General features: G+C 64.3%; 19 protein-coding genes and 2 pseudogenes. 9 read left to right on the top strand and 12 right to left on the bottom strand.

All coding sequences use genetic code 11. The annotated features are described in order from the left end of the window. Nucleotides 1–88: 88 nt before the first annotated feature. Together ACH13J_RS05945 and ACH13J_RS05940 are read right to left on the bottom strand one after the other, a co-directional pair. On the bottom strand, nucleotides 89–733 hold the full coding sequence (locus ACH13J_RS05945; protein WP_397542394.1) for a DUF1007 family protein: 645 nt from the start codon (nucleotides 731–733) through the stop codon (nucleotides 89–91). Nucleotides 734–793: 60 nt separating this feature from the next. Then, a pseudogene (locus ACH13J_RS05940) lies at nucleotides 794–1,537 on the bottom strand (polyphosphate kinase 2). 285 nt (nucleotides 1,538–1,822) lie between these two features. Between ACH13J_RS05940 and ACH13J_RS05935 the strand changes: the two are divergent. Together ACH13J_RS05935 and ACH13J_RS05930 are read left to right on the top strand one after the other, a co-directional pair. After that, the gene (locus ACH13J_RS05935; RefSeq protein WP_397542393.1) at nucleotides 1,823–2,158 is read left to right on the top strand and encodes a helix-turn-helix domain-containing protein; all 336 of its coding nucleotides are present in this window, start codon (nucleotides 1,823–1,825) and stop codon (nucleotides 2,156–2,158) included. A gap of 490 nt (nucleotides 2,159–2,648) precedes the next feature. Next, the gene (locus tag ACH13J_RS05930; protein ID WP_397542392.1) at nucleotides 2,649–3,206 is read left to right on the top strand and encodes a hypothetical protein; all 558 of its coding nucleotides are present in this window, start codon (nucleotides 2,649–2,651) and stop codon (nucleotides 3,204–3,206) included. Between the two features lie 358 nt (nucleotides 3,207–3,564). Here ACH13J_RS05930 and ACH13J_RS05925 read toward each other — a convergent pair whose 3' ends face one another. Then, nucleotides 3,565–3,876 carry an NADH dehydrogenase ubiquinone Fe-S protein 4 gene (locus ACH13J_RS05925; protein ID WP_397542391.1) on the bottom strand — a complete coding sequence of 104 codons (312 nt, stop codon included), beginning with the start codon at nucleotides 3,874–3,876 and terminating at the stop codon, nucleotides 3,565–3,567. 165 nt (nucleotides 3,877–4,041) lie between these two features. Here ACH13J_RS05925 and uvrB point away from each other — a divergent pair, with 165 nt between their 5' ends. The 3 genes from uvrB to ACH13J_RS05910 all read left to right on the top strand — a co-directional run bounded on the left by uvrB (nucleotide 4,042) and on the right by ACH13J_RS05910 (nucleotide 7,513). Beyond that, complete coding sequence (uvrB, locus tag ACH13J_RS05920) at nucleotides 4,042–6,243, top strand: excinuclease ABC subunit UvrB (RefSeq protein WP_397542390.1); 2,202 nt, start codon at nucleotides 4,042–4,044, stop codon at nucleotides 6,241–6,243. A gap of 377 nt (nucleotides 6,244–6,620) precedes the next feature. Further along, nucleotides 6,621–6,896 carry a DUF2905 domain-containing protein gene (locus ACH13J_RS05915; protein ID WP_397542389.1) on the top strand — a complete coding sequence of 92 codons (276 nt, stop codon included), beginning with the start codon at nucleotides 6,621–6,623 and terminating at the stop codon, nucleotides 6,894–6,896. 77 nt (nucleotides 6,897–6,973) lie between these two features. Then, complete coding sequence (locus ACH13J_RS05910) at nucleotides 6,974–7,513, top strand: histidine phosphatase family protein (protein WP_397542388.1); 540 nt, start codon at nucleotides 6,974–6,976, stop codon at nucleotides 7,511–7,513. An 82-nt stretch (nucleotides 7,514–7,595) separates the two neighbouring features. On the opposite strand, the gene ribB is transcribed toward ACH13J_RS05910, so the two are convergent. Genes ribB through ACH13J_RS05890 form a run of 4 tightly spaced genes read right to left on the bottom strand, consistent with a single transcriptional unit; the run spans nucleotide 7,596 to nucleotide 13,026 of the window. Beyond that, nucleotides 7,596–8,732, bottom strand: coding sequence for a 3,4-dihydroxy-2-butanone-4-phosphate synthase (ribB, locus tag ACH13J_RS05905; RefSeq protein ID WP_397542387.1), 1,137 nt, complete (start codon nucleotides 8,730–8,732; stop codon nucleotides 7,596–7,598). Nucleotides 8,733–8,753: 21 nt separating this feature from the next. Next, nucleotides 8,754–10,853 carry an ABC transporter permease subunit gene (locus ACH13J_RS05900; RefSeq protein ID WP_397542386.1) on the bottom strand — a complete coding sequence of 700 codons (2,100 nt, stop codon included), beginning with the start codon at nucleotides 10,851–10,853 and terminating at the stop codon, nucleotides 8,754–8,756. 32 nt (nucleotides 10,854–10,885) lie between these two features. Next, on the bottom strand, nucleotides 10,886–12,001 hold the full coding sequence (locus ACH13J_RS05895; protein WP_397542385.1) for a betaine/proline/choline family ABC transporter ATP-binding protein: 1,116 nt from the start codon (nucleotides 11,999–12,001) through the stop codon (nucleotides 10,886–10,888). A 59-nt stretch (nucleotides 12,002–12,060) separates the two neighbouring features. Continuing rightward, a complete protein-coding gene (locus ACH13J_RS05890; RefSeq protein WP_397542384.1) occupies nucleotides 12,061–13,026 on the bottom strand; it encodes an ABC transporter substrate-binding protein in 966 nt (321 codons plus the stop codon). 187 nt (nucleotides 13,027–13,213) lie between these two features. Between ACH13J_RS05890 and ACH13J_RS05885 the strand changes: the two genes are divergently transcribed. Further along, nucleotides 13,214–14,272 carry an AsnC family transcriptional regulator gene (locus tag ACH13J_RS05885; RefSeq protein WP_397542383.1) on the top strand — a complete coding sequence of 353 codons (1,059 nt, stop codon included), beginning with the start codon at nucleotides 13,214–13,216 and terminating at the stop codon, nucleotides 14,270–14,272. Here ACH13J_RS05885 and ACH13J_RS05880 read toward each other — a convergent pair. From ACH13J_RS05880 to ACH13J_RS05860, 5 genes are read right to left on the bottom strand one after another with little or no spacing between them, the layout of a single operon-like run. Next, entirely contained in the window at nucleotides 14,263–15,765 is a 1,503-nt protein-coding gene (locus ACH13J_RS05880; protein WP_397542382.1) for an aldehyde dehydrogenase family protein, read from the bottom strand. The genes ACH13J_RS05885 and ACH13J_RS05880 overlap by 10 nt on opposite strands. A 21-nt stretch (nucleotides 15,766–15,786) precedes the next feature. Continuing rightward, nucleotides 15,787–16,098, bottom strand: coding sequence for an EthD family reductase (locus ACH13J_RS05875; protein ID WP_397542381.1), 312 nt, complete (start codon nucleotides 16,096–16,098; stop codon nucleotides 15,787–15,789). Further along, nucleotides 16,095–16,622 carry a flavin reductase gene (locus tag ACH13J_RS05870; protein WP_397542380.1) on the bottom strand — a complete coding sequence of 176 codons (528 nt, stop codon included), beginning with the start codon at nucleotides 16,620–16,622 and terminating at the stop codon, nucleotides 16,095–16,097. Before ACH13J_RS05870 ends, ACH13J_RS05875 begins: the two co-directional genes overlap by 4 nt. After that, complete coding sequence (locus tag ACH13J_RS05865; protein WP_397542379.1) at nucleotides 16,619–18,292, bottom strand: amidohydrolase family protein; 1,674 nt, start codon at nucleotides 18,290–18,292, stop codon at nucleotides 16,619–16,621. The genes ACH13J_RS05870 and ACH13J_RS05865 overlap by 4 nt, the downstream gene beginning before the upstream one ends. After that, nucleotides 18,289–19,383, bottom strand: a complete 1,095-nt coding sequence (locus ACH13J_RS05860; RefSeq protein ID WP_397542378.1) for an LLM class flavin-dependent oxidoreductase — start codon at nucleotides 19,381–19,383, stop codon at nucleotides 18,289–18,291. The genes ACH13J_RS05865 and ACH13J_RS05860 overlap by 4 nt, the downstream gene beginning before the upstream one ends. A gap of 145 nt (nucleotides 19,384–19,528) precedes the next feature. On the opposite strand from ACH13J_RS05860, the gene ACH13J_RS05855 reads away from it, so the two are divergent. The 3 genes and pseudogenes from ACH13J_RS05855 (at nucleotide 19,529) to ACH13J_RS05845 (ending at nucleotide 21,459) form a co-directional block, all read left to right on the top strand. After that, nucleotides 19,529–20,473: a GTP-binding protein gene (locus ACH13J_RS05855; protein WP_397542377.1), complete on the top strand. Its 945-nt coding sequence runs from the start codon at nucleotides 19,529–19,531 to the stop codon at nucleotides 20,471–20,473. 93 nt (nucleotides 20,474–20,566) lie between these two features. Then, nucleotides 20,567–20,952 (top strand): annotated as a pseudogene (locus ACH13J_RS05850) (ATP-binding protein); the annotation flags it as partial. Then, entirely contained in the window at nucleotides 20,953–21,459 is a 507-nt protein-coding gene (locus ACH13J_RS05845) for a response regulator (RefSeq protein WP_397542395.1), read from the top strand. Nucleotides 21,460–21,556: the final 97 nt, after the last annotated feature.

Raw genomic sequence — 21,556 nt, 5'->3', positions numbered from 1 at the left:
TGGCCGTCGGTGGCCCAACGCGCCACATCGGCCGCGCCGCCGAGCCCCCAGAGCCAGACAGCCGCCGCCACGACCAGCCCCCCGGCGATCAGGAGGACGGCGCGCATGTCACCACCAGCGTGTCGGCATAGTGGACCCCCACCGCGACCTCCTCGAAGAAATCCTCGCGGCCGGGATCGCCCAGCGCCGCGACCCGCGCATCCGCCGCGGCCCTGTCGGGCGCGACGACGTCGCCGGTGCAGCCCTCGGGCAGCCGCACCGCGCCCGACAACTCCAGCGCGGCGTAATAGGACGGATCATACGGGCGCACCTCCAGCCGCGGGGCGGCGACCGGCCCCAGCGGGCGGCGGTGCCGGGTGACAAGCCGCCCCTCCTCAAGCCGGACGGACAGTGCCTCGGGCGGGCTGGGGCTGATGCTGCCCACGGGCGTGTCGATGAACAGCGCGCCCTCGAACCCCTCGGGCCAGTCGACGAGGTCGAAGCCCAGCAGTTCCGCGCGCTCGGCCGCCGTCAGCACCATGTCCCCGTCCGGGTCGAGCCACCTGTCCGACAGGATCAGGAGGGTATAGAGCGCGTCGTAGGTCCATGTCACCTCGACCCCCGTCAGGTGGCCCCGTTCGTCCGCCTCCAAGCGCAGCCCCACCTCCACGAAGACATGCGGATGCGCCCTTGCGACGGGTGCGGCAAGACCGGCCGCTGCCGCGGCCGCGGCGATGAGCAAGCGTCTTATCATGGAACACGTTTCTAGGCCGCTCGGGCCGGGCAGGCAATCCGGCGCGGCGGCATCGGCGGATCAGCGCGCGATCCGGGTGCCGGGACGCAGCGACTTGCCAAGGATGTGGTCGGGGCCCCTCACGATATTGCGGTCCTTGTCCGGATAGTCGAGCGAGGCGAGGAAATGCTTGTCGATCGGGCTGAGTTTCCATTGCTTGAGGGGATCGGTTTCACGCGCCGTGAAACGGCGGCGCTGCTCTTCCTGCGTGACCGAGAACCAGTACTTGAACACCCGGATGCCCGACCGCACCAGCATGCGTTCCAGCTCGGGGGTCTGGCGCATGAACTCCAGATACTCCCATGGCTCGCAGACCCCCATCACGCGCTCGACCCCGGCGCGGTTATACCAGGACCGGTCGTAGAAGACCATTTCGCCCACGGTGGGCAGGTGCTCGATGTAGCGCTGGAAGAACCACTGGCCCTTCTCCTCTCAGGTGGGCTTGTTCAACGCCACCACGCGGGCCTGCCGGGGGTTGAGATGCTCGGTGAACCGCTTGATCGTGCCGCCCTTGCCGGCGGCGTCGCGCCCCTCGAAGATCAACACGAAGCGTTCGCCCGTCTCCTGCGCCCAGAGCTGCACCTTGAGCAGCTCGGCCTGCAGCCGGGCTTTCTGCCGCTCATAGGTCCGGCGGCCGAGCTTCTTCTCGTAAGGGTATTCGCCCGTCTCGAACTCCCGGCGCAACTCTGCGACCTTGTCGGCCACGGCACGCCCCGTTCCCCCGCCGCGCCCGCCGGCGACGCCCGTGTCAATATCGACTGTCATTGGAAACTCCCCGCCAATTCAACGAAAATCATAGCAGGGAACAGGCAAATCCGCCTTGATACACATCAAGCTAGCGGCGTCCAGAGCGACTACGGATCACCCGGCCAAAGCGTTCGCTTGCGTGCGCCAAAACTTTTTGGGGCATCGCACCCTATACTTTTAGTTAGCTACAATTTCAGTATTCCTAAGTACTACTATGGCGCATGGTCCATCTGGATCGCCTGAGCGAAGGGAAAACTGCCGGATTCTGATATCGGAACATAAGATCAATAGCGACTTTCACTCATGTCAGACAATGTGAAGGATGCAGGGTTTGACGCCGAGGCATTTCGGAACTGCCTAAGGCATCACATGGAACTTCAGGGATTCAGCGCCGCCGGTCTGTCCCGGAAGGCTGGCCTGAATCACCGTGCCGTCACCGACATCCTCAACGGCCGCATAGATAGTCCTCGTGTCCAAACCGTGATCGCGCTGGAGCACGCGCTTGGTACCCCGGCTGGCACGTTGCTCGGTCTGGACCGGTCAATGATCATGGACGAACTTTTCGAGCTTCTGTCTGGGCTTGACAAAGCAACGCAGCAACGGCTTCTGGACACGCTTCAATTTCTTCAAAAGACGTGAAGCCTGCCGCCCGCAGCTTTGCAAGTGCAAGCAGCAGTTCTCTGGTGTCCATGTATCTGATCTTCTCCATCAGGGAACACTCCGGACCGGGAAGATTCCGTTTCGAGCTTCTTTCTCCGCACGTCATAGTCCCAAGCCAGCCCCATTGCGCAGCAGCAACCTTCGTCGTGGCTCGTGTTGCCGCGCGACACGTGCTTACAATTGGTGTTAAAACTCATCATAAATGCAATTTAGTGTATAGTGATCTAATGAATACATTAGCCATACCTTGGATACATGCGGGATGGATCAGCGGTTTCCTGTTTTCCCAGATCCATTCCATATATCTGTTTATTAGTATTATTTTTCTTTTTTGGCTTTCATGATGAACCATACTTCAGGTTAGATTGTGGCGGCACACACAATGACTTACCCCTCCGTTGAGATACGTGTTTTTTCTCACCCATACGGTCGCGCCGAGGGAGTCGCCATGATCGCCAGGAAACGAGCAATGCCCCTGACGTCCGTCAACGGGAACACCCGTCTTGCAGATCAAGACGCCAGCCTGGCCGATCGGCTGTTGGACGAGAGCATCGAGCGCCATCGCGGAACGGACGCCGAAGCGATCGAATGCGCCGCCGACCGGCTGCGCCGTCAAGAGATTTTCGTGAACCGGACAGCGATACTGCTTTCCGGGATTTCGACGGAGACGGCTGAATTGCGCGCCTGGCTTGAAACCATGCTGGGCCTCAACGTGATCACCGTGGAGGACACGGCAAGCTACCACGAAGTCCTGTATAAATATGCCGGTTACGCTGACATCGTGGTGATCGACGACCGGTTCTTCGGGCAATATTTCGACTTGCTGTGGCATTTGCTGCGACTTGCCGAAGAACTCTACCACGAAGAGCCAATCATACGCTGGACGCCCAATGCACTGCAGACGCAGCGATGTGAGACCCCGTCGGCCGATTGGGATATCTCAATGCCGCTGCCAGCATCTTACGTCGATATGTGGAAAGCGGTTGCTCTGGCGGCCGACATCACGCTGAACGGAAAGTGCGGTTGACACCGGAATTCGATGCCACCACTCACCATGCGAAACCCTGTTTCCCGCCCGGGCTCACTCTTGGCTGCGACCATGGATTGCGAATATAGGGGTTGGTTTTGTCCGGATGCATGAAACGCGCCTGACAGGGACCGGGAACACGATTGCCGAGTTGGAGGCATGGCTACATTCGGCCCAACCCGGTGAACGGCTCGTATACGCTACAGGCCCCGCTCTCGGTCATCCGTCACTGGCACGGCATGTGGCCCACCTAGCGGAGGCTGGTCTGGTCTACCTTGTGCAGCGCCGGGCGGACACTCCCCCCAAAAGCCGGTTCGATTACATTGCCGTAAAGTCGAGCCAGCCCGTGCCGTGATGCTCAGTGCGTCCAGGTGGCGCGACGGTTCACCGCGAAATTCTCCGCATAGCCGCCCGGGCGGACGTTGGGCTTGCGCTCGTGCGGCTCCAGCACCACGGCGTCGATGCCGTGCTCCTCGGCGTATTCCAGCGCCGCCTCCTTGGTGGAAAACCGCAGCTTGACCTGCGCCTGCGTGTCCTCGGACGAGGTCCAGCCCATCAGCGGATCGACATCGCGGCCCTTCTCGTTGGGGAATTCCAGCACCCAGTGCTTGGACCGGGCATTGCCGGACTGCATTGCATTGCGGGAGGGCTTGTAGATACGTGCGGGCATCGGCGATCTCCTTGGCTGGTGCGGTTATTCCAAAATCCTCGAAGCTGGGCAAGGGCGCAATGCGCCGCCGTGGCCGGGCCCGGCAGACCGATCGCGGCGCGCGGGGGGCGGCAGGCCTTGCACCCGCGCGCGACCATGCCACATTAGCCACGAAAGGATCCGCCCATGCCCTATGCCCATTCCGACCGGTCAGACAACCTGCTGCACGCCGCCGCCGATGACGTGGCCTCCCGCGAGAAGCTGGAGGGCGGCAAGCGGTTCGAGATGGTCACCGAGTTCGCCCCCGCGGGCGACCAGCCCACGGCCATCGCCGAGTTGTCGCAGGGCGTGTTGGACGACGAGCGCGACCAGGTCCTGCTGGGCGCCACCGGCACCGGCAAGACCTACACCATGGCCAAGGTCATAGAGGAAACGCAGCGCCCGGCCATCATCCTCGCCCCCAACAAGACGCTGGCCGCGCAGCTCTACGGCGAGTTCCGCAACTTCTTTCCCAACAACTCGGTGGAATACTTCGTCTCCTACTACGACTACTACCAGCCCGAGGCCTACGTGCCGCGCAGCGACACCTATATCGAGAAGGAATCCCAGATCAACGAGCAGATCGACCGGATGCGCCACGCCGCCACCCGGGCGCTGCTGGAACGCGACGACGTGATCATCGTCGCCTCGGTCTCCTGTATCTACGGTATCGGCAGCGTCGAGACCTACGGCGCCATGACGCAGGACCTGCATGTGGGTAGCGAATACGACCAGCGGCAGGTGATGGCAGACCTTGTCGCCCAGCAATACCGCCGCAACGACCAGGCGTTTCAGCGCGGCAGCTTCCGCGTGCGCGGCGACAGCCTCGAGATCTGGCCGGCCCACCTCGACGATCGCGCGTGGAAGCTCAGCTTCTTCGGCGAAGAGCTCGAGTCCATTACCGAATTCGACCCCCTCACGGGCGAGCGGACCGGCACGATGGAGCGTGTGCGCGTCTATGCCAACTCTCACTACGTCACGCCCAAGCCGACGCTCAAGCAGGCGGTCATCGAGATCAGGAAAGAGCTGCGCCAGCGGCTCGACCAACTGGTGGGCGAAGGCAAACTGTTGGAGGCGCAGCGCCTCGAACAACGCACCAATTTCGACCTCGAGATGCTGGAGGCCACGGGCTCCTGCAACGGGATCGAGAACTACTCGCGCTACCTGACCGGCCGCGCCCCCGGCGAGCCGCCCCCCACCCTGTTCGAGTTCATCCCCGACAACGCCATCGTCTTCGCCGACGAATCCCATGTCAGCGTGCCTCAGATCGGCGGCATGTACCGCGGCGACTACCGGCGCAAGTTCACCCTGGCCGAGCACGGCTTCCGCCTGCCCTCCTGCATGGACAACCGCCCGCTGAAGTTCGAGGAATGGGACGCCATGCGCCCGCAATCGGTGTTCGTCTCCGCCACGCCGGCGCCGTGGGAACTCGAACAGACCGGCGGCGTGTTCACCGAGCAGGTCATCCGCCCCACCGGCCTGCTGGACCCGCAGGTGGAAATCCGCCCCGTCGAGATGCAGGTGGACGACCTGCTGGACGAGGTGCGGCGGGTGAGCGAGGCGGGCTACCGCACCCTGTGCACCACCCTGACCAAGCGCATGGCCGAGGACCTGACCGAGTACCTGCACGAGCAGGGCGTGCGCGTGCGCTACATGCACTCCGACATCGACACCATCGAGCGCATCGAGATCCTGCGCGACCTGCGGCTCGGCGCCTTCGACGTGCTTGTGGGCATCAACCTGCTGCGCGAGGGGCTGGACATCCCCGAATGCGGGCTGGTGGCGATTCTGGATGCTGACAAGGAGGGCTTTCTGCGCTCGGAAACCTCTCTCATCCAGACCATCGGGCGGGCCGCGCGCAACGCCGAGGGCCGGGTGATCATGTATGCCGACCGGGTCACCGGCAGCATGGAGCGCGCCATCGGAGAGACCGAGCGGCGCCGCGCCAAGCAGATCGCCTACAACGAGGCGCACGGCATCACCCCCGAGACCATCCGCAAGAACGTCGACGACATCATGGCCGGCGTCTACGAGGGCGACGTCGACATGAACCGCGTCACCGCCAAGGTCGAAAAGCCCGCCGCCGGCGCCAACCTGCAGGCCCATCTCGAAGGGCTGCGCACCGACATGCGCAAGGCCGCCGAGAACCTCGACTTCGAGGAGGCCGCGCGCCTGCGCGACGAGATCAAGCGGCTGGAGGCGGTCGATCTGGCGGTGCACGACGACCCGCTGGCGCGGCAGCAGGCAGTGGAGAAGGCCAGCGCGGAGGCCGTGGGTGCCAAGGGGCGGTCCACGGCGGGCCGGCCGGGGCAGAAGGGGGGAAATGTGCAGCGGAAGCGGAAGGGGTAGTGGTCTTCAGCGGGCACAGGATGCCCGTTTGAGGGTCGGCGCAAGGTGAACAGGCAAGTCTTCCGGGCGAAAAGACCGGATGGCGACAGCCAGCCGATAGGCGATATTGATGAACCGAGCCGCACATCGACCGGCCGCGGCGCGGCGATCCGACGGTCGGGCGGCAGCACTTTATGGTTGCCGGATACATCGGATACCAATGCTGAGCGCCAGCGGTGCCAAATCGCCGGGCCGAGGGGGCGGCCCGGCGATGCGCGGCGGCGCTGCGCGCCTTGTTCCGCGCGGGCAAATGGCCAATCCGGGCTCCACCGGCATTCTCCGCGCACCAAAAGGAAAGCTACCGCCACCGGAATCTCGTGATCTACCGGGGTCCGTGCATGCCGCGTTCGGTCCTCGGCGCCGCCCTACAAACCACCCCGCCCCGCCCCTATCTTTCCCCCATGGCTCGCTTCCTCGTCCTCGCCGGCATCGTGCTGATCGTCGCCGGCCTGCTCTGGGGCCCGCTGTCAAGGCTGGGCCTCGGCCGCCTGCCGGGCGACATCGTGATCGAGCGCGAGACGACGACGATCTACATCCCCGTCACCAGCGCGATCCTCGTCTCGGTGGTCCTCTCGGTTGTCCTGTCGGTCCTGCGCCTGTTTCTCGGGCGCTAGGCGCGCCGCCGCCCACGCCGGCACCCCGGCAGCGCGGGATGAGTGGACAGCCGCGCCATCGCTGCTAACCTGTCCCCATGCGCCATATTATCGCCCTGGTCCTTGCCTGCCTGCCCGCGCTGGCCGCGGCGAACGACTGGGCCGCCCTGAAAGAACCCGGCACGCTGGCCATCATGCGCCACGCCCTCGCCCCGGGGGCCAGCGACCCGCGCGGCTTCACGCTGGGGGACTGCACGACGCAGCGCAACCTCGACGCCCGCGGCCGCGCGCAGGCCCGCGCCATCGGCGCGGCGTTCCGGGAACGGGGGGTGACGTTCGATACAGTGTTCACCAGCCAGTGGTGCCGCTGCAGGGACACGGCCCGGCTGCTGGATCTGGGCCCGGTGGAGGAGGCGGCCGCCCTCAATTCCTTCTTCCAGGACTTTTCCCGGGAAGAGGCGCGCACGCGGGCCGCCCGGGACCTCATCGCCAAAACGGGGGGCAAGCGGATGCTCGTGACCCATCAGGTCAACATTTCCGCCCTGACCGGGCGCAAGACCCGCTCCGGCGAGGTGCTGGTCATCCGCATGGACGGTGACCGCGCCACGGTGCTCGGATCGATCCTGATCGCCCCGTGACACCGCGCGCGCGACCCCGCCTGTCGCGGCCGGCGAACGGGCCAATCCGAAAAGGACGGTCCTGCATCCTCTCAGACCCGCGTCAGTCGAGACTGACGCGGGGGATCGGGCGGGTTCCCACGAGGTTGAGGTCGTAGCCATCCAGCCCCAGAAGGTCGGGAGAGGGCGAGTTCGTCAACAGGATGATGTCACGCATCCCGAGGCTGCAAAGTATCTGCGCCCCTATGCCATACCGGCGCTGTATCTTTCGACCGGTCTCTGCCGCCTGGAACTTGGCCGAAATCACGTTCGGCGCCGCGTCGCGCAACAGGACGATGGCACCGCGACCTTCCCGGGTGATCTCGACCATGGAGTCCGCCACCTGGTTCCAGCGTGTCGGGTTGAGCGCCAGGAGATCCTCCAGCGGGTCTATGACGTGCATCCGCGTCAGTACCGGGTTGCCATCCGATACGTCGCCGCGCGACAGCGCGATGTGCTCGGCCCCTCCGGGGGCATCCTGGAAAACGCGAAGGCACCATTCCCCGCCGATGAACGAGGTGATCTTGTCGCGGACGAGTTCACGCACGAGATTGTCATGCCGCCGCCGGTAGGCAATCAGGTCCGTGATCGTCCCGATCGGCAGGGCGTGCCGGTCGGCGAACCCGGCAAGGTCGGGCAGGCGCGCCATGCTGCCGTCCGGGTTCATGATCTCGCAGATCACGCCCGCCGGCCTGCGCCCCGCCAGCCGCGCCACGTCAACGGCCGCCTCGGTATGACCCGCCCGGACAAGGACACCGCCCGCCTGCGCCCTGAGCGGAAAGACATGGCCGGGCGTCGCGATATCGGCAGGCTGTGTCCGGGGGTCAATGGCGACGGCGATGGTCCTGGCGCGGTCCGCTGCCGAAATGCCCGTGCTCACCCCCTCGCGCGCCTCGATACTGACCATGAACGCGGTTTCGAACCGCGACGAATTGCGAACCGCCATCGGCTGCAGTTCCAGCGCGTCGGCGCGTTCCGCTTCGATCGCCAGACAGATGAGTCCACGCCCGTGTCGCGCCATGAAATTGATCGCGCCGGCGTCCGCGGTCTCCGCCGGGATCACGAGATCGCCCTCGTTCTCGCGATCCTCGTGATCGACGAGGATGAACATTCCGCCGGCCTTCGCGGTCTCGATCACCTCCTCGGCCGGCGCAAAGAGCGGACGACCGCCCGCACGGGTGACTTCGCTGCTGCTGTTCATGACCATGCCCCGCTCATCACTTCACACCGGCGGCTGCGCATCTTGCGGGCCATCTGCCGACAGGCGGCGCCTGCGGTTCAGCAACGCGATCCAGTCCCGTATCAACCTGTCCGACAGCAGCGCGATCAACGCGATCCCCAGCCCGGCCAAAAGCCCCTGCCCGGCATCGGCGCGCGACAGGGCAACATAGACCGCCTGCCCCAGGTCCTGCGTCCCCACCAAGGCGGTTATCGCCAGCATCGCCAGAGCAAACATGATCGTCTGGTTGATCCCAAGGGCGAGGGCCGGCAGGGCCAGGGGTGTCCGCACTTGCAACAGGATCTGCCACCTCGTGCACCCCATCTGGTGGGCCGCTTCGACGATATCCTCGTCCACGTCGCGCAACCCGTGCTCCGTGTAACGCATCGCGGGGACGATCGCGTAGATTATGATCGCCAGAAGCGCCGTGAATTCACCGACCTGGAAAATCATCAGGAACGGGATGAGAAGCACGAATTGCGGCATCGTCTGGAGCGTATCGGCAACGACGCGAACGACGTTGGACACGCGCCTGGAGTGCGCCGCAAGCGCGCCGATGGCGCCCCCGAGGATCAGCGACATGACCACCGCCACGGCGCAAAGGTAGAGCGAGAGCATCGCGAGATCCCACAAGCCGGTGACGACGAAATACATGCAGGCCAGCGCGCACAGAACCGCGCTGCGCCAGCCGCCCAGCGTCGCCCCGAGCGCCACCATGAACACGCTCAGCGCCAGCCACGACACACCGGTCATGCCGAAATAGCTCAGCCAGCCGACGAACAGCACGCCGACGCCCCACGAAACCGACCGGTAACCGGCCGCGAGCGTCAGCGTGCCGATCAAAGCCCAGTAGAATGCGATCACGCCCGGCGTCAGTTCGAAGCCCCACGTGAAAGGGGTTATCGCGTTTTCCAGACCGGCCCGCAGCGGGAACATCACGAAGTAAAAGAAGTTGGTCTTGAGAGTGGCAAGAAACGCCCCGTGCGCGATGAGAAACTGATCGAGCCAGGCGTTGAGCGGCTCGGCGATTTCAAAGATGGACGTGCCCGGCGCCGTGTCGAAAACGGGAGCCGAAAGCCCCACGGGCAGGCTGATCAGCGCGGCAAACGTGACGATCACCGGGCGGCGGCGCCAGACCGGGCCGCGCGCATGGCCGCGGTGCGTTCGCGCCCTGTGGGCGAACCCGCAGGTGATGCGGTCTATCATCACCGCGAGGAAAACGATGCACAGCCCCGCCATCAGGCTCTGCCCGAACTGTGCCTTGCGCAAAGCTGTCAGGACCGCCCAGCCGATATCGTCGAACCCGCCGATTATGGCGGCGATGATCACCATGCTCAGCGCCTGCATCGTGGTCTGGTTCACCCCGACCAGGATTTGCGGCATCGCGCTCGGAACACGGATCAGCCAAAACATTTGCCGATGCGAGCACCCGGCCATCCGGCCGCTCTCGACCTGGCCTTCGGGCACCCGCGACAGGCCGAGCATCGTGTTGCGCACCATCGGCGGGGAGGCGTATATCGCGCTCGCGATGAGCCCCACGACGGGGCCGAACCCGAACAGGAGAAGAATCGGAATGAGGTAGGCGAAGGCGGGAATGGTCTGCATCAAGTCGAGTAACGCCTCGAGCGCGCGACGCCAGCGCGGCCAGAGGAACCCGGCCGCCCCAAGCCCGAAGCCGAGCGTGATCGAAAGCGGAACCGAAACGCCGACCAGCGCCAGCGTGTTCATCATTTCCGGCCAGTATCCCAGCAGCACGGTCAGAACCAGACCGGTCACGGCGAAGACCGCAAGCCAGATGCCCGAGGCTATCCACGCAAGACCGCCGAAAACGATCATCACCGTCAGCCAGGGCATCACTGCCAGCACGGTCTGGAGGGCGCGCATTGGTTGTGCCAAGACCCATGACAGAGCCCGGAAAGCGGGCTGCGTCGTCTCGACGATCGCCGCCATGGCAGCGGTCACCCAGTCCGATGCGGGAAGCTCGAGAACGTCCGGCACGTCGCGCAGCCAACCGTACTCGAACCCGGCCAGCGTGACCGACGCCATAACGGCCAACACGACCACCCAGCTGGCATTGAGCCTGCGCCGGGAGGACGGGGTCATGGCCTGTCCCATGAGGGGTGAAACGACGTCGCTCATCGGTCTTGCAATTGCATGCCGGCCCCGTGGACGCGCTGCACACCGTCGTGGAGTGCCGCCATGATCGCCGCCGAGGTCACCCGGCCCGTGCATGCGCCGTCATCACCTCGCACCAAGACATCGCCGCGGCTGAAATCATGACCGGCGAGCAGATCCTCCAGCGTGGTATCGGGTGTGACCGAAGGATTGGTCCCCACCCCCTCCTGCGTGTCGGGCACCATCACGTCCCCGGCCTTCAACACGCGCACGAGGGGAACATCCGCGGTGAATTCGGAAACGTAGTCGTCGGCCGGCTTGAGAACGAGATCGACAGGCGTGCCGATCTGGACCACCTGCCCGTCCTTCATTATCGCGATGCGGTCCGCGATCTTGAGGGCCTCCAGGAAATCGTGCGTCACGAAGACGATCGTCTTGTCCAGGCGTGACTGGAGGCGCACGAATTCGTCCTGCATCTGCCTGCGGATCAACGGGTCGAGGGCGCTGAAGGGCTCGTCGAGGAACCAAAGGTCCGGGCCGGCGGCCAGGGACCGCGCGATCCCGACACGCTGTTGCTGGCCGCCCGACAGCTCGTCCGGCATGGCGTGCTCGCGCCCCTCAAGACCGACGAGCGTGACGAATTCGCGTGCCCGCGCGCGCCGCTCCTCGGGTGGCACGCCCTGTATCCTCAGGGGGAACGCCACGTTCTCGACAACCGTCAGGTGCGGCAGGAGGCCGAAGGACTGGAAAACCATTCCCATCTTGTGACGGCGCAGCTGGATCATCGATTTCTCGTCCAGCCCGACGAGGTTGCTCCCCTCGAAGACGACCTCCCCCGCGGTCGGCTCGACGAGGCGCGAAAGGCATCGCAGAACGGTGGACTTGCCCGATCCCGAAAGCCCCATCAGAACGAAGATCTCTCCCTCGCGGACATCGAAGCTGACATCGGCAACCGCCGGGATGTGCCCTGCCTTTCGTATGGCGGCGATGCGCGCTGCGCGATCGGCAATATCCGCGGTCCGGGCGAGGACATCGCCCGGATGCGGGCCGAAGACCTTCCACACACCACGGCACGAAAGCTTGCTCTGCGGGGTTTCGGCACGGATCCCGGGTGTGGCCGTGAGTGAATGCTGCATCTTCCTGTCCCGGACTGAGATGGCGGACCGGCGCGGCACGGGGCCGCGCCGGGATCTGATCATTGGGTGGCCGCGTCGATCCAGCCCTGCCAGACCTCGGTGTTTTCTTCCATCCAGGCGGCGACAGCCTCTTCCTGCGACACGCCGTTCACGTCGATCTCGAGAACCAGCTCTTCCTGAATGGAGTTGTCGATCTTGTAGGCTTCCAGCAGACGGAAGGCCGCCGGCCACTTGTCCTCGGCACCGGCCCATGCCAGCTTGCGCACCCAGCCTGCAGGCCAGCCGCAATCATGGGTTGCATCAGGATTGGGCCCGGCCGACGCGTCCTCGTAGCACGCCTCCGAACTCGGCGGCAGGTCGATCCATTTCGGATCTGCCTCCGCGAACAGCCAGTGGGGGGCATAGAACATCATCACGATCGGACGCTTGGCGGCGACGGCGGCCTTGTACTCGGCCGCGGCCGCACCTTCCGACCCGGACGGGATCGCAACGTAGTCCAGCCCCAGGGCTTCCAGCCGCTTATCGTTGTCCGGCGCCCAGTCGGCCGGGTAGTCCAGAAGTCGGCCCTCGGGGAATGTCTCGGGCGTCGCGAAGAGTTGCTGGCATTCCATCAGCGCCTCGTATGCCGGCAGACCCGGGCATTGCTCTTCCATGTAGGCGGGGTAGATCCAGCCCTCCTTGCTGTCGATGCCGTTGTCGCCAAGGTTGACGGCCTTGCCGCTGTCCACGGCGCGGGCGAAGTGCTCCTGGATCGTCTGCTCCCAGATCTCCATCGCAGCGGTCAGATTGCCGTCCATGACCCCCTGAACCTGGGGAACATATCCCGCGGTCACGTACTCGACGTTGTAGCCCATCTCCTTCAGCGTCTCGCCGGCGATGCGGGTCGTCACATGCTGTCCGGTCCATTCATTGAGAGGCAGCACGATGGGATCGTCGCTTTCGGGCTGGAAGGCGCCGGCCGACGTGCCCGCAAGCGCGAAAGCAGTGGCAAACATCGCTCTGGATACTTTGTTTCGGGGGATCATCTTACTCTCCTGTTGGTTTCTGTTTCTAACAATCTTGGCCAAGATATTGACGTGATCCACAGCCAATTCCGGATTCACTACCGGACAGGGCCTCAGAAACGGGCTTGGATTCCCGCATTGCTGTTGCGTTGACCCGCTTGATCGTATTATGCGCGTATGCGACCCTTTTTGACCGAGGCGGACCGGCATGTCCGAAAAGACCCGAGCACGAAAGCCGGCAGCCACGCCGCCGGAACCCGGGCTTCTTGGAAGCCTGCAGCTGACCGACACGGACCGGCGCATCATCGCCCATCTGCAGCAGGACGGCCGGCGGCCGTTTGCCGCGATCGCGCAGGATGTCGGCGTGACGGAAAAAACCGTCCGCGCCCACACCCGGTCGCTTGTGGAGCAGCAGATCATCCAGATCGTGGCGCTCGTTTCTCCGGCCGCACTGGGCTATTCCGTGAGCGCGCTGGCGGCCATCTCGATCGACTCGCCGGCGGCGGGCTCGCGCATATCCGACGCGCTGGCGCGGATCGACACCATCGACTACGTCGTTCTGACCAACAGCCGCTACGCCATATTCGCCGAAATCATCGCCCGCGACCTGCAGGAGTTGCAAACCACCATCGAAACCCAGATCGGTTCGATCGAGGGCATCACGGGGGTCGAGCTCTTCCCCTATTTCAGCCTGCACTACCAGCAGGCGCGCATCATCGATGGCGGCGTGGGCGGCGATGGCGGGGTACGCGACATCGAGCTTGGGGAAACCGACAAGGCCATCGTCTCGTATCTCAACCTGGACGGGCGGATGCCCTTCTCTGCGCTGGCCGATCATCTCGGGGTCTCCGAGGGGCAGGTCCGCCAGCGCGTGCAGGCGATGATCGACAATCGCCAGCTCAGGATCATGGCCATTCTCAACCCGCTCAAGCTGCTCAACCGCACGATGGCCTGGATCGCGATCAAGGTCCGCCCCGAGGCGCGTCTGACGGACGTCGCGGATGCGCTTGCCGCCATGCCCAACATCTCCTACGTGGCGATCTGCGCGGGCCGCTTCGACATTTTCGCCGAAGCGATCACCGCCTCGCAGGCCGAATTGCTGGAGCTTCTCGAAACCGGTATCCGGCCACTCGAGGGGCTCAGGGATACAGAGGCTTTCATTTACGCCAACCTGCACTACAAACGCCTCCTTCCCGTTCACCTCAGGGGCAATACCGGCGAGTCCGTGAGCGAGACCATTCATTCGATCTACACGCCTCAGCCGTAATTCACCCAGACCGCCTTGGTCTGCAGGTACTTGTCTATGCCGGCCATGCCGTTATCCCGACCATAGCCCGAGGCCTTGTAGCCGCCGAACGGGGCCGCCGCGTCGAACTGGTTGTAGGTGTTGACCCAGACCGTCCCGGCCTGCAGCGCCGCGGCGGTGCGATGCGCCTTGCGCAGGTCATGCGTCCAGATACCGGCGGCCAGGCCATAGGTGGTGGCGTTAGCCCTGCGGACGAGGTCGTCGGTGTCCTTGAAGCTTTGCATGGCGAGTACCGGGCCGAAGATCTCCTCTCGGGCGACGCGGCTTTCGTCGGGAACGTTTGCAAGAACCGTCGGTTCGAGGAAATGCCCCGCGGCAAGGTCGCCCCCGCAGCGGTTGCCTCCGTAAGTGACCTCCACCCCGTCCGAGCGCGCGGACTGGACATAATCCGAGACGCGCCTGAGTTGGTCCGCGGACACCAGCGGGCCCATCGTGGTCTCCGCGCGCAGGCCATGCCCGACCGCGACCTTGCCGGCCTCCGCCAGGACGATATCTGCCACACGGTCATAGACCTTCTCTTCGACCAGAAGCCGCGAACCGGCCGTGCAGACCTGGCCGCTGTAAAAGAAGATCGCCATCGCCGCGGTGGCCGCGGCTGCCTCGATGTCGCTGTCGGCGAAGATGATATTGGGGTTCTTGCCCCCGAGTTCGAGCGAGACGTGCTTGAGATGCGCTGCGCCGCGCGCGGCGATCATCTTGCCAACGGGCTCCGATCCGGTGAAGGCGATCTTGTGAATGCCCGGATGATCGACGATCGCCTGCCCCGTGGTCTCCCCGTGGCCCGGCAGTACGTTGATGACGCCCGGCGGGATGCCCGCCTCCAGCGCCAACTCACCCAGAATGATGGCCGAAAGCGGCGTCTGCTCGGCCGGTTTCAGGATCACCGTGCACCCCGCGGCAAGGGCCGGGGCCAGTTTGAAACAGGCCTGACACACGGGGAAGTTCCACGGAACGATCGCCCCCACGACGCCGATCGGCTCTCGCCTGGTATAGACATGCATGTCTGGCTGGGTCACGGGCAGCGTGTCGCCCTGGAGCTTCGACGGAAAGCCGGCGTTGTAGCGCAACGCGCCCACCGAAAGCGGCACATCGACGAACTTGATATGCGCGGCCGGTTTCCCGCTGTCGAGGGATTCGATCTGGCCGATCAGTTCGGAGTTCTGCTCGACAAGATCGGCGAAGCGGCGGATCGCGGCTTCGCGTTCGGCGGGCGTGAACCGGGCCCAGTCGCCCTCCAGCGCCTGTTGAGCGGTCCGCGCGGCGCGGTCGACATCAGCGGGGCCGGCGTGCGCCACCTTGCAGATAAGCGCGTCGGTCGCGGGATCGACCGTGTCGAAGGTTTCGCCGCTCTCGGCATCACGCCACTCGCCGCCGATCAGCATCCGCTTTTGCTCCGCGAGGAAAGCACGGGCGTCTTCCGACAGCAGCGCCTCTATCGATGCATGGATGTTCATGTGGGTCCCGTCCTTTCTGGATCAAAGCTGCTCTTCGGCGTCGATCGTCAGGATCGTGACGCCACCTGTTGCGAAATTGTCCAGGTCCTGGACCGCTGCATGGCCCTCGGTAGAGGCCATCGACGCATCAAGGTCTTCCTGGTTGTCGAAGGAGAGAATAGCGGTCGCATAGACCGGGCTTTCGCCGTCGCTGCTGACAACTTCGCCGCGGCTGACCTCGAAACTCCTGAGATGGGGCATCGCCCGCGTGAGGGGCGCGTGAACGTCGCGGTAATGGGCGTCGAAGGCGGCCCTGTCCTTGGGCATTCCATAATTGACGATGACACGTTTCATCTGGCTTTCTCCTCGTCCTGCATCGGGATGGGAAAGAGCGCGCGCCGGTGATAGACCAGCGGCACCGCGCCCGTTCTGACGACTTTTCGGACATTGCCAGTGACGATCACGTGGTCGCCCCCGGGCACGCGCTGACCGACGCTGCAATGGATGACGGCAGCGCATCCGCCAAGCTGCGGCAACTGCTCGGGGCCGAGCATCCAGTCGGTGCCCTCGAACTTGTCCTCCGCCTTGCCCGCCATGCGGTAGGCGGTCTCCTCCTGCCCCTCGGCAAGGACATGGATCAGGAAATCCACACCCGGCAGGAGCCCCTTGAGCGTGTTGGAGCCGGCATCGAAGCAGGCCAGCATCATCGGTGGCGCAAGCGACAGGGACGATACCGCCGAAAGCGTCGTCCCGACCGGACGGTTCCGCCAGTCGCGGCACGTCACCACGGTCACGGAGGCCGGCATATCCGCCATGGCGGCCTTGAAGGCCTCCATGTCGGGCGCGCCGGTATCGATCACTTCGGCCCGGCCGGTCATGTGGCCCCCCCGGCGGTCATGTCGCGAACGACCCTGCCGCGTGTCATGACGAAATCGACCCCGAGGTGCCGCAGGTCATCCACGGCGACGGCGAACGGATCGCGTTCCAGCGCGATAATGTCGCCGAACTTGCCGGGCGCGAGCGACCCGCGCACGTCGTCCTCGCCCAGGGCCGCGGCGGAGTCGAGCGTGTGCATCCGCAGCGCCTGGTCGAGGGTGATCGCCTCGTCCGCGTCGATGAAGGCGCCGGAATAGGCCTGCCGCTTCAGGCAGCACCAAATCGAGAACAGCGGGTTCGTCGCCTCGCGCTCCGATCCGATCCAGACGTCGGAGCTCGCGTTGAGCCGCCAGCCCTGTTCCATCAGAGACCGGAACTGGAAACGCCCCTCCCGGCCGAACTCGCCCAGGTAGTCCTCGAAATACTCGCCGAACGTGTAAAGGAACACGGCCTGGGGAACCGGAATGATGCCGGCACGCGCCCACCAGTCCATCGTCTCGGCACGCGGCAACAGGTTACCGGCATGCTCGATCCGCATCCGCGTTTTGCCCGAGGTGGCACCGCCAAGCTCCAACAGGCGGGCGCAAAGCCACTCTTGGGCACGGTTTCCGTTGGCATGAACTGAAAGCTGCATGTCATTGTCGAGCGTCTGCTCGACGGCACGCCGGAAGAAGTACTTGGCGAAAGCGATCTCGCCACAGACGCCATCGGTCCCCATGTAGGGACAGGTGACGGCGGCGCTTCTCGCGGAGAACCCGCCGTCGGCGAACAGCTTCAGCCCCTGTATGCGCACGTCGTGCCCCGAGGCGCCCAGGCTGAAATGCTCCTGCCATTTGCAGGCATCTTCCAGCTTCATGGTGCCCGGCGCCCAGAGGTAAATGCGGTACGCCAACGGCAACTCGCCGGATTGGGCCATCTCGTCAAACGTCTGTATCCCGTCGATCGTTTCCGAGATCTCGCCAATCGTGGTGACGCCATGGCGCGTGAAATAACGGTCGAGCCCGTCCACGAACGCCTCCCTGAGCTGCGTCTTGTCGACCCCCGGCAAGGGAAGGAGCGCATCCATCTCCTTGACGATTCCTGTCGGATCGCCATTCGCGTCGCGCTCGACCTGGGGCGGGCCGGTCACCGAATAACTCGGCGGCACGTAGTCGCGATCGATGCCCGACACCTCAAGCGCCTTGGAATTGAGAACGGTGATATGCCCCCCTGCCCGAACGGCGATGGGATGGTCGCGCGAGACGGCGTCAAGCTCCGCCCGCGTCGGCAGACGCCCCTCCTGCAGCTTGCGGTCGAAGAAGAGGTTGCCCTGCCCCACGACCCAGTCACCCCGGTCCCGCTCGCCCGCGCCCTGCGCAAGCGCATCGCACACGTCCGCGACGGTCGCGCATTCCGGCGCCCGGCAGTCGATCGTTGCGAAAGACGTGCGGAACAGCACCTCGGTATGGGCATGAACGTCAACGAAACCGGGCAGTATCGGGCGCTCGCCCAGATCGTGCACCGTCGTGTCCGGCCCCGACATTTCCGGCGCGTCATCACGCCGGATGAGCCGGATGATCCGGCCATCCTTCAAGGCAAGGCCCTGATAGTGATCCCCGACACCGGGATGCACGGATATCACGCGGCCACCCAGCACGACGGTATCGGCCGCACCGAAGCTTTCGGACGTCATGAGCTGGCGGCCTCCAGTTCCGAGGGGACCGTCTTGTCGGCAACTTCGGGGATCACCTCCTCGCCGATCAGTCGGATCGACTCCATGATCTGCTCGTGCGGCATCCCGTCCACGCGCAGCAGCACCTCGTCCATGCCCCGCGCCTCAAGGTCCTTGAGACGCTCGATGAAATCATCGGGCGTTCCGACCATGACCGAGGGCGTACCGTTGACAAGGAAATCCATGTTCGCCTGGTTCTCCAGGAACCGGGCCATGTGCGCGTCGAGATACTCGTAGGACTTGTTCTTTGCCAGCGGCGCGTAAAGGTCCGCAATGAACCCGGCATAGCCCAGAACCACGTCACTGGCCTTCTCGATCGCGGCCTCGCGAGACCGGTCGCAGAACGCGGACGCCACGTAGAGCCCCATGGAGTCGACGCGGTCGGGCAGCATCGAGGTGCCCTCGGCGACACCTTCGGCGTGCGCGTCGATGCATCCCTGCATGTAGTCGAAACCGAAATAGCTTTCGAAAAGGATCGCCCCGATACCGCGCTGGCCCGCCTCCTTGCAGGAGGCCGCAGACGATGCGGCGACGTAGATGGGAGGATGCGGATCGCTCACGAAATAGGGAACGAGTTCACGTTCCTCGAAAGACCAGAAAGGCCCGTCATGGCTTACGTGGGGCGATTTCATCGCCTTGGCGATGACCTCCAGCGAGTCCGCCCACATCGGCTTGGTGTCTTTCGCGTCCACGCCGAAGGTCGACAGGGTGTGAAGGTTGTTCGACCTGGCCGTGCCCAGCTCCGCCCGTCCGCCCGACACGATGTCCAGCGTGGCGAGGCGCTCGGCAACGATCAGCGGGTGGTTCCACTTCAGCAGGACCGAGCACATGATCCGCAGCTTGATGTTGCTGGTTTCCCTCGCGATAGCGGCATAAAGCACCTCGGGCGCCGAGACCGTGAACCGAGGCGGGCTGAATTTCTGCTCGGACGTGCCCCAGCAATGAAACCCCATCTCGTCGGCGAGCGCGACCTCGCGGATCATCTCGTTGTAGCGCTGCTCGTAGCTCACGCCGGGCCTTACCTCGCCCTCCTGAAGCATTCCGATCTTCATTCCCGTCCTCCGCTGGCTTGCGCCGAAAACCTGAACCTGCACCGAACCTTCTCCACCACCCGTCACCCTGTCAAGACTGTTTTCCGCACTCTATTGACATTTTCTTTCCGGTATTCGTATTCATGATGCCAAAATGAGGATAATTATGGTATCCAAAGTGACTGTTATTACCGGCTACCTGGGCGCCGGAAAGACGACTTTGATCAACGCCCTGCTGAGCCGGCCGCAGGCCGGGCGATATGCCGTGATCGTCAACGAGTTCGGGGATTTGGGCATAGACGGCGATCTGATCCTCGACACAGACGAGGAAATCATCGAACTGACGAACGGATGTCTGTGTTGCTCGGTCCGCGGCGATCTGTTCGGGGCATTACGCAACCTGCAGCCGCGCCTCGCCGAGATCGACGGCGTCATCATCGAAACCACCGGACTGGCCGATCCGGCACCGGTCGCCCAGACATTCCTCGTGGGCGAGGAAGCCTCCAAGGACTACGCGCTGGACGCGGTCGTGACCCTGGTTGACGCCTGCCACGGCGCCGCCCTTCTCGACACCGAGCACGAGGCGGTAAGCCAGGTCGCTTTCGCGGACCGGATCATCGTTACCAAGACGGACCGGGCAAACGCGGAAACGGTTGCGCAACTCAGGCCGCGGCTGCGCGCGCTCAATCCATCGGCCCCGTTGATCGAGGCAGATCACGGCGCCGTCCCGCCCAGCTCAATCACCGGTCTCGGCGCGTTCGACATGAACAAGCTCAGCCTCGATCACGACCCGGTCGGGGCGCACTCCCACAGTGCCGACGTGCAGAGCCTGTCACTGACCGCAGATCGGCCAATCGACCCGGATCGGTTCATGCAGTGGATGCAGCAGGTGGTGGTGACGGACGGAACGAACATCCTCCGAACGAAGGGGGTGATCGATTTCCGCGGCGAAAGCCGCAGGTTTGTCTTTCAGGGGGTGCAGACCGTTCTGGAAGGCGACGTACAGGGGCCTTGGCCGGACGGGCCCCGTGAAAGCCGCATGATCGTCATCGGACGGCATCTCGATGCCGATGGCTTGAGCTCCGGCTGGCAGGCCTGCCTGACCGGGTGATCACACTCCGCACTCGCGTTGCAACGACGCGGTCCACCCCGCCTGCAGCCACGGCACAGCGGGAACTTGTTTTCGATCAACCTCAATGATCAGGTGCGCGAAACCCGCGCGTTGCTCGACCTTTCGCTCGATAAGCGCGTGATCCTGACCGATGATCTGGCCCGCGCTCTCTGGAGGATCCATGCCGACCCCCTGGATATCGACAGCATCCTGCTGAACCTGACGCACAATGCCCGTGACGCCCTGCCCGATGGCGGCGAGATCAAACTGGCCACCAGGAACGTATGCGTCGACACCATGGACCACCCGCAGGCCCCGAAGGCCGGGGACTACGTTTGCCTCGCGGTTTCCGACACGGGTGTCGGGATTGCCCACGGGGTACGGGACAAGATTTCAGATCCGTTTTCACCACCAAGGAACAGGGAACCGGGTTGGGCCTGTTCAGCGTGCACAACACGCTGAAGGAACTGGGGGGCTTCGTGGAAGTGGACAGTGCGCCGGGACAAGGCGCCACTATTCGGCTCTATTTCCCGCGCGATGATTCGGCCGGCTCTGATGACACGCCGCTATCGTCGGCAGATTCCGCGCGCGACAGCACTGCCACGGCGGCAACGGTCCTGCTGGTCGAGGACCAGGATACGGTCCGCGCAGCCATACGCCAGCAGATAGAAGTTTTGGGTTACCGTGCGATTTGTGTCGAGGATGCGGCACAGGCGCTGGAAACACTGCGGTCAGATGACGAAATCGGGCTCGTCCTGAGCGACATTATCCTGACGGGCGGGATGAATGGCCGGGAGCTTGCCAAGAGGATCAAGCACCAATGGCCCACCATTCCGGTGGTGCTGATCACCGGCTATACCGCGGAATTCGCCCACGGGGCCGAAGCCGACCCGAAGAAAGGGTTCACCATACTCTCGAAACCGTTCCGTATTCGAGACCTTCAAATCGCGCTGGAGAAGGCGCTTGAAAAGGATGCCGCGCGATGACGGCGCCATGCCGCGGGCAAAGCATCGGTCCGCAGAACAAGCATGGCACACCAGCCCACGTCACGGCTGGTCGGGGTCCCGACTCTTTCAAACTGCG

It is taken from the genome of Roseovarius salis (genome assembly GCF_044472985.1).
Taxonomy (GTDB): Bacteria; Pseudomonadota; Alphaproteobacteria; order Rhodobacterales; family Rhodobacteraceae; genus Roseovarius; species Roseovarius salis.
The sequence above is the reverse complement of the archived record's forward strand: the minus strand, read 5'-3'. Positions and strand labels throughout refer to the sequence as shown.

What these genes read in the sequence shown, in the direction of transcription:
- ACH13J_RS05945 (WP_397542394.1), bottom strand. Translation starts at nt 733, where the DNA reads ATGATAAGACGCTTGCTCATCGCCGCGGCCGCGGCAGCGGCCGGTCTT.
- ACH13J_RS05935 (WP_397542393.1), top strand. Translation starts at nt 1,823, where the DNA reads ATGTCAGACAATGTGAAGGATGCAGGGTTTGACGCCGAGGCATTTCGG.
- ACH13J_RS05930 (WP_397542392.1), top strand. Translation starts at nt 2,649, where the DNA reads ATGCCCCTGACGTCCGTCAACGGGAACACCCGTCTTGCAGATCAAGAC.
- ACH13J_RS05925 (WP_397542391.1), bottom strand. Translation starts at nt 3,876, where the DNA reads ATGCCCGCACGTATCTACAAGCCCTCCCGCAATGCAATGCAGTCCGGC.
- uvrB (WP_397542390.1), top strand. Translation starts at nt 4,042, where the DNA reads ATGCCCTATGCCCATTCCGACCGGTCAGACAACCTGCTGCACGCCGCC.
- ACH13J_RS05915 (WP_397542389.1), top strand. Translation starts at nt 6,621, where the DNA reads ATGCCGCGTTCGGTCCTCGGCGCCGCCCTACAAACCACCCCGCCCCGC.
- ACH13J_RS05910 (WP_397542388.1), top strand. Translation starts at nt 6,974, where the DNA reads ATGCGCCATATTATCGCCCTGGTCCTTGCCTGCCTGCCCGCGCTGGCC.
- ribB (WP_397542387.1), bottom strand. Translation starts at nt 8,732, where the DNA reads ATGAACAGCAGCAGCGAAGTCACCCGTGCGGGCGGTCGTCCGCTCTTT.
- ACH13J_RS05900 (WP_397542386.1), bottom strand. Translation starts at nt 10,853, where the DNA reads ATGACCCCGTCCTCCCGGCGCAGGCTCAATGCCAGCTGGGTGGTCGTG.
- ACH13J_RS05895 (WP_397542385.1), bottom strand. Translation starts at nt 12,001, where the DNA reads ATGCAGCATTCACTCACGGCCACACCCGGGATCCGTGCCGAAACCCCG.
- ACH13J_RS05890 (WP_397542384.1), bottom strand. Translation starts at nt 13,026, where the DNA reads ATGATCCCCCGAAACAAAGTATCCAGAGCGATGTTTGCCACTGCTTTC.
- ACH13J_RS05885 (WP_397542383.1), top strand. Translation starts at nt 13,214, where the DNA reads ATGTCCGAAAAGACCCGAGCACGAAAGCCGGCAGCCACGCCGCCGGAA.
- ACH13J_RS05880 (WP_397542382.1), bottom strand. Translation starts at nt 15,765, where the DNA reads ATGAACATCCATGCATCGATAGAGGCGCTGCTGTCGGAAGACGCCCGT.
- ACH13J_RS05875 (WP_397542381.1), bottom strand. Translation starts at nt 16,098, where the DNA reads ATGAAACGTGTCATCGTCAATTATGGAATGCCCAAGGACAGGGCCGCC.
- ACH13J_RS05870 (WP_397542380.1), bottom strand. Translation starts at nt 16,622, where the DNA reads ATGACCGGCCGGGCCGAAGTGATCGATACCGGCGCGCCCGACATGGAG.
- ACH13J_RS05865 (WP_397542379.1), bottom strand. Translation starts at nt 18,292, where the DNA reads ATGACGTCCGAAAGCTTCGGTGCGGCCGATACCGTCGTGCTGGGTGGC.
- ACH13J_RS05860 (WP_397542378.1), bottom strand. Translation starts at nt 19,383, where the DNA reads ATGAAGATCGGAATGCTTCAGGAGGGCGAGGTAAGGCCCGGCGTGAGC.
- ACH13J_RS05855 (WP_397542377.1), top strand. Translation starts at nt 19,529, where the DNA reads ATGGTATCCAAAGTGACTGTTATTACCGGCTACCTGGGCGCCGGAAAG.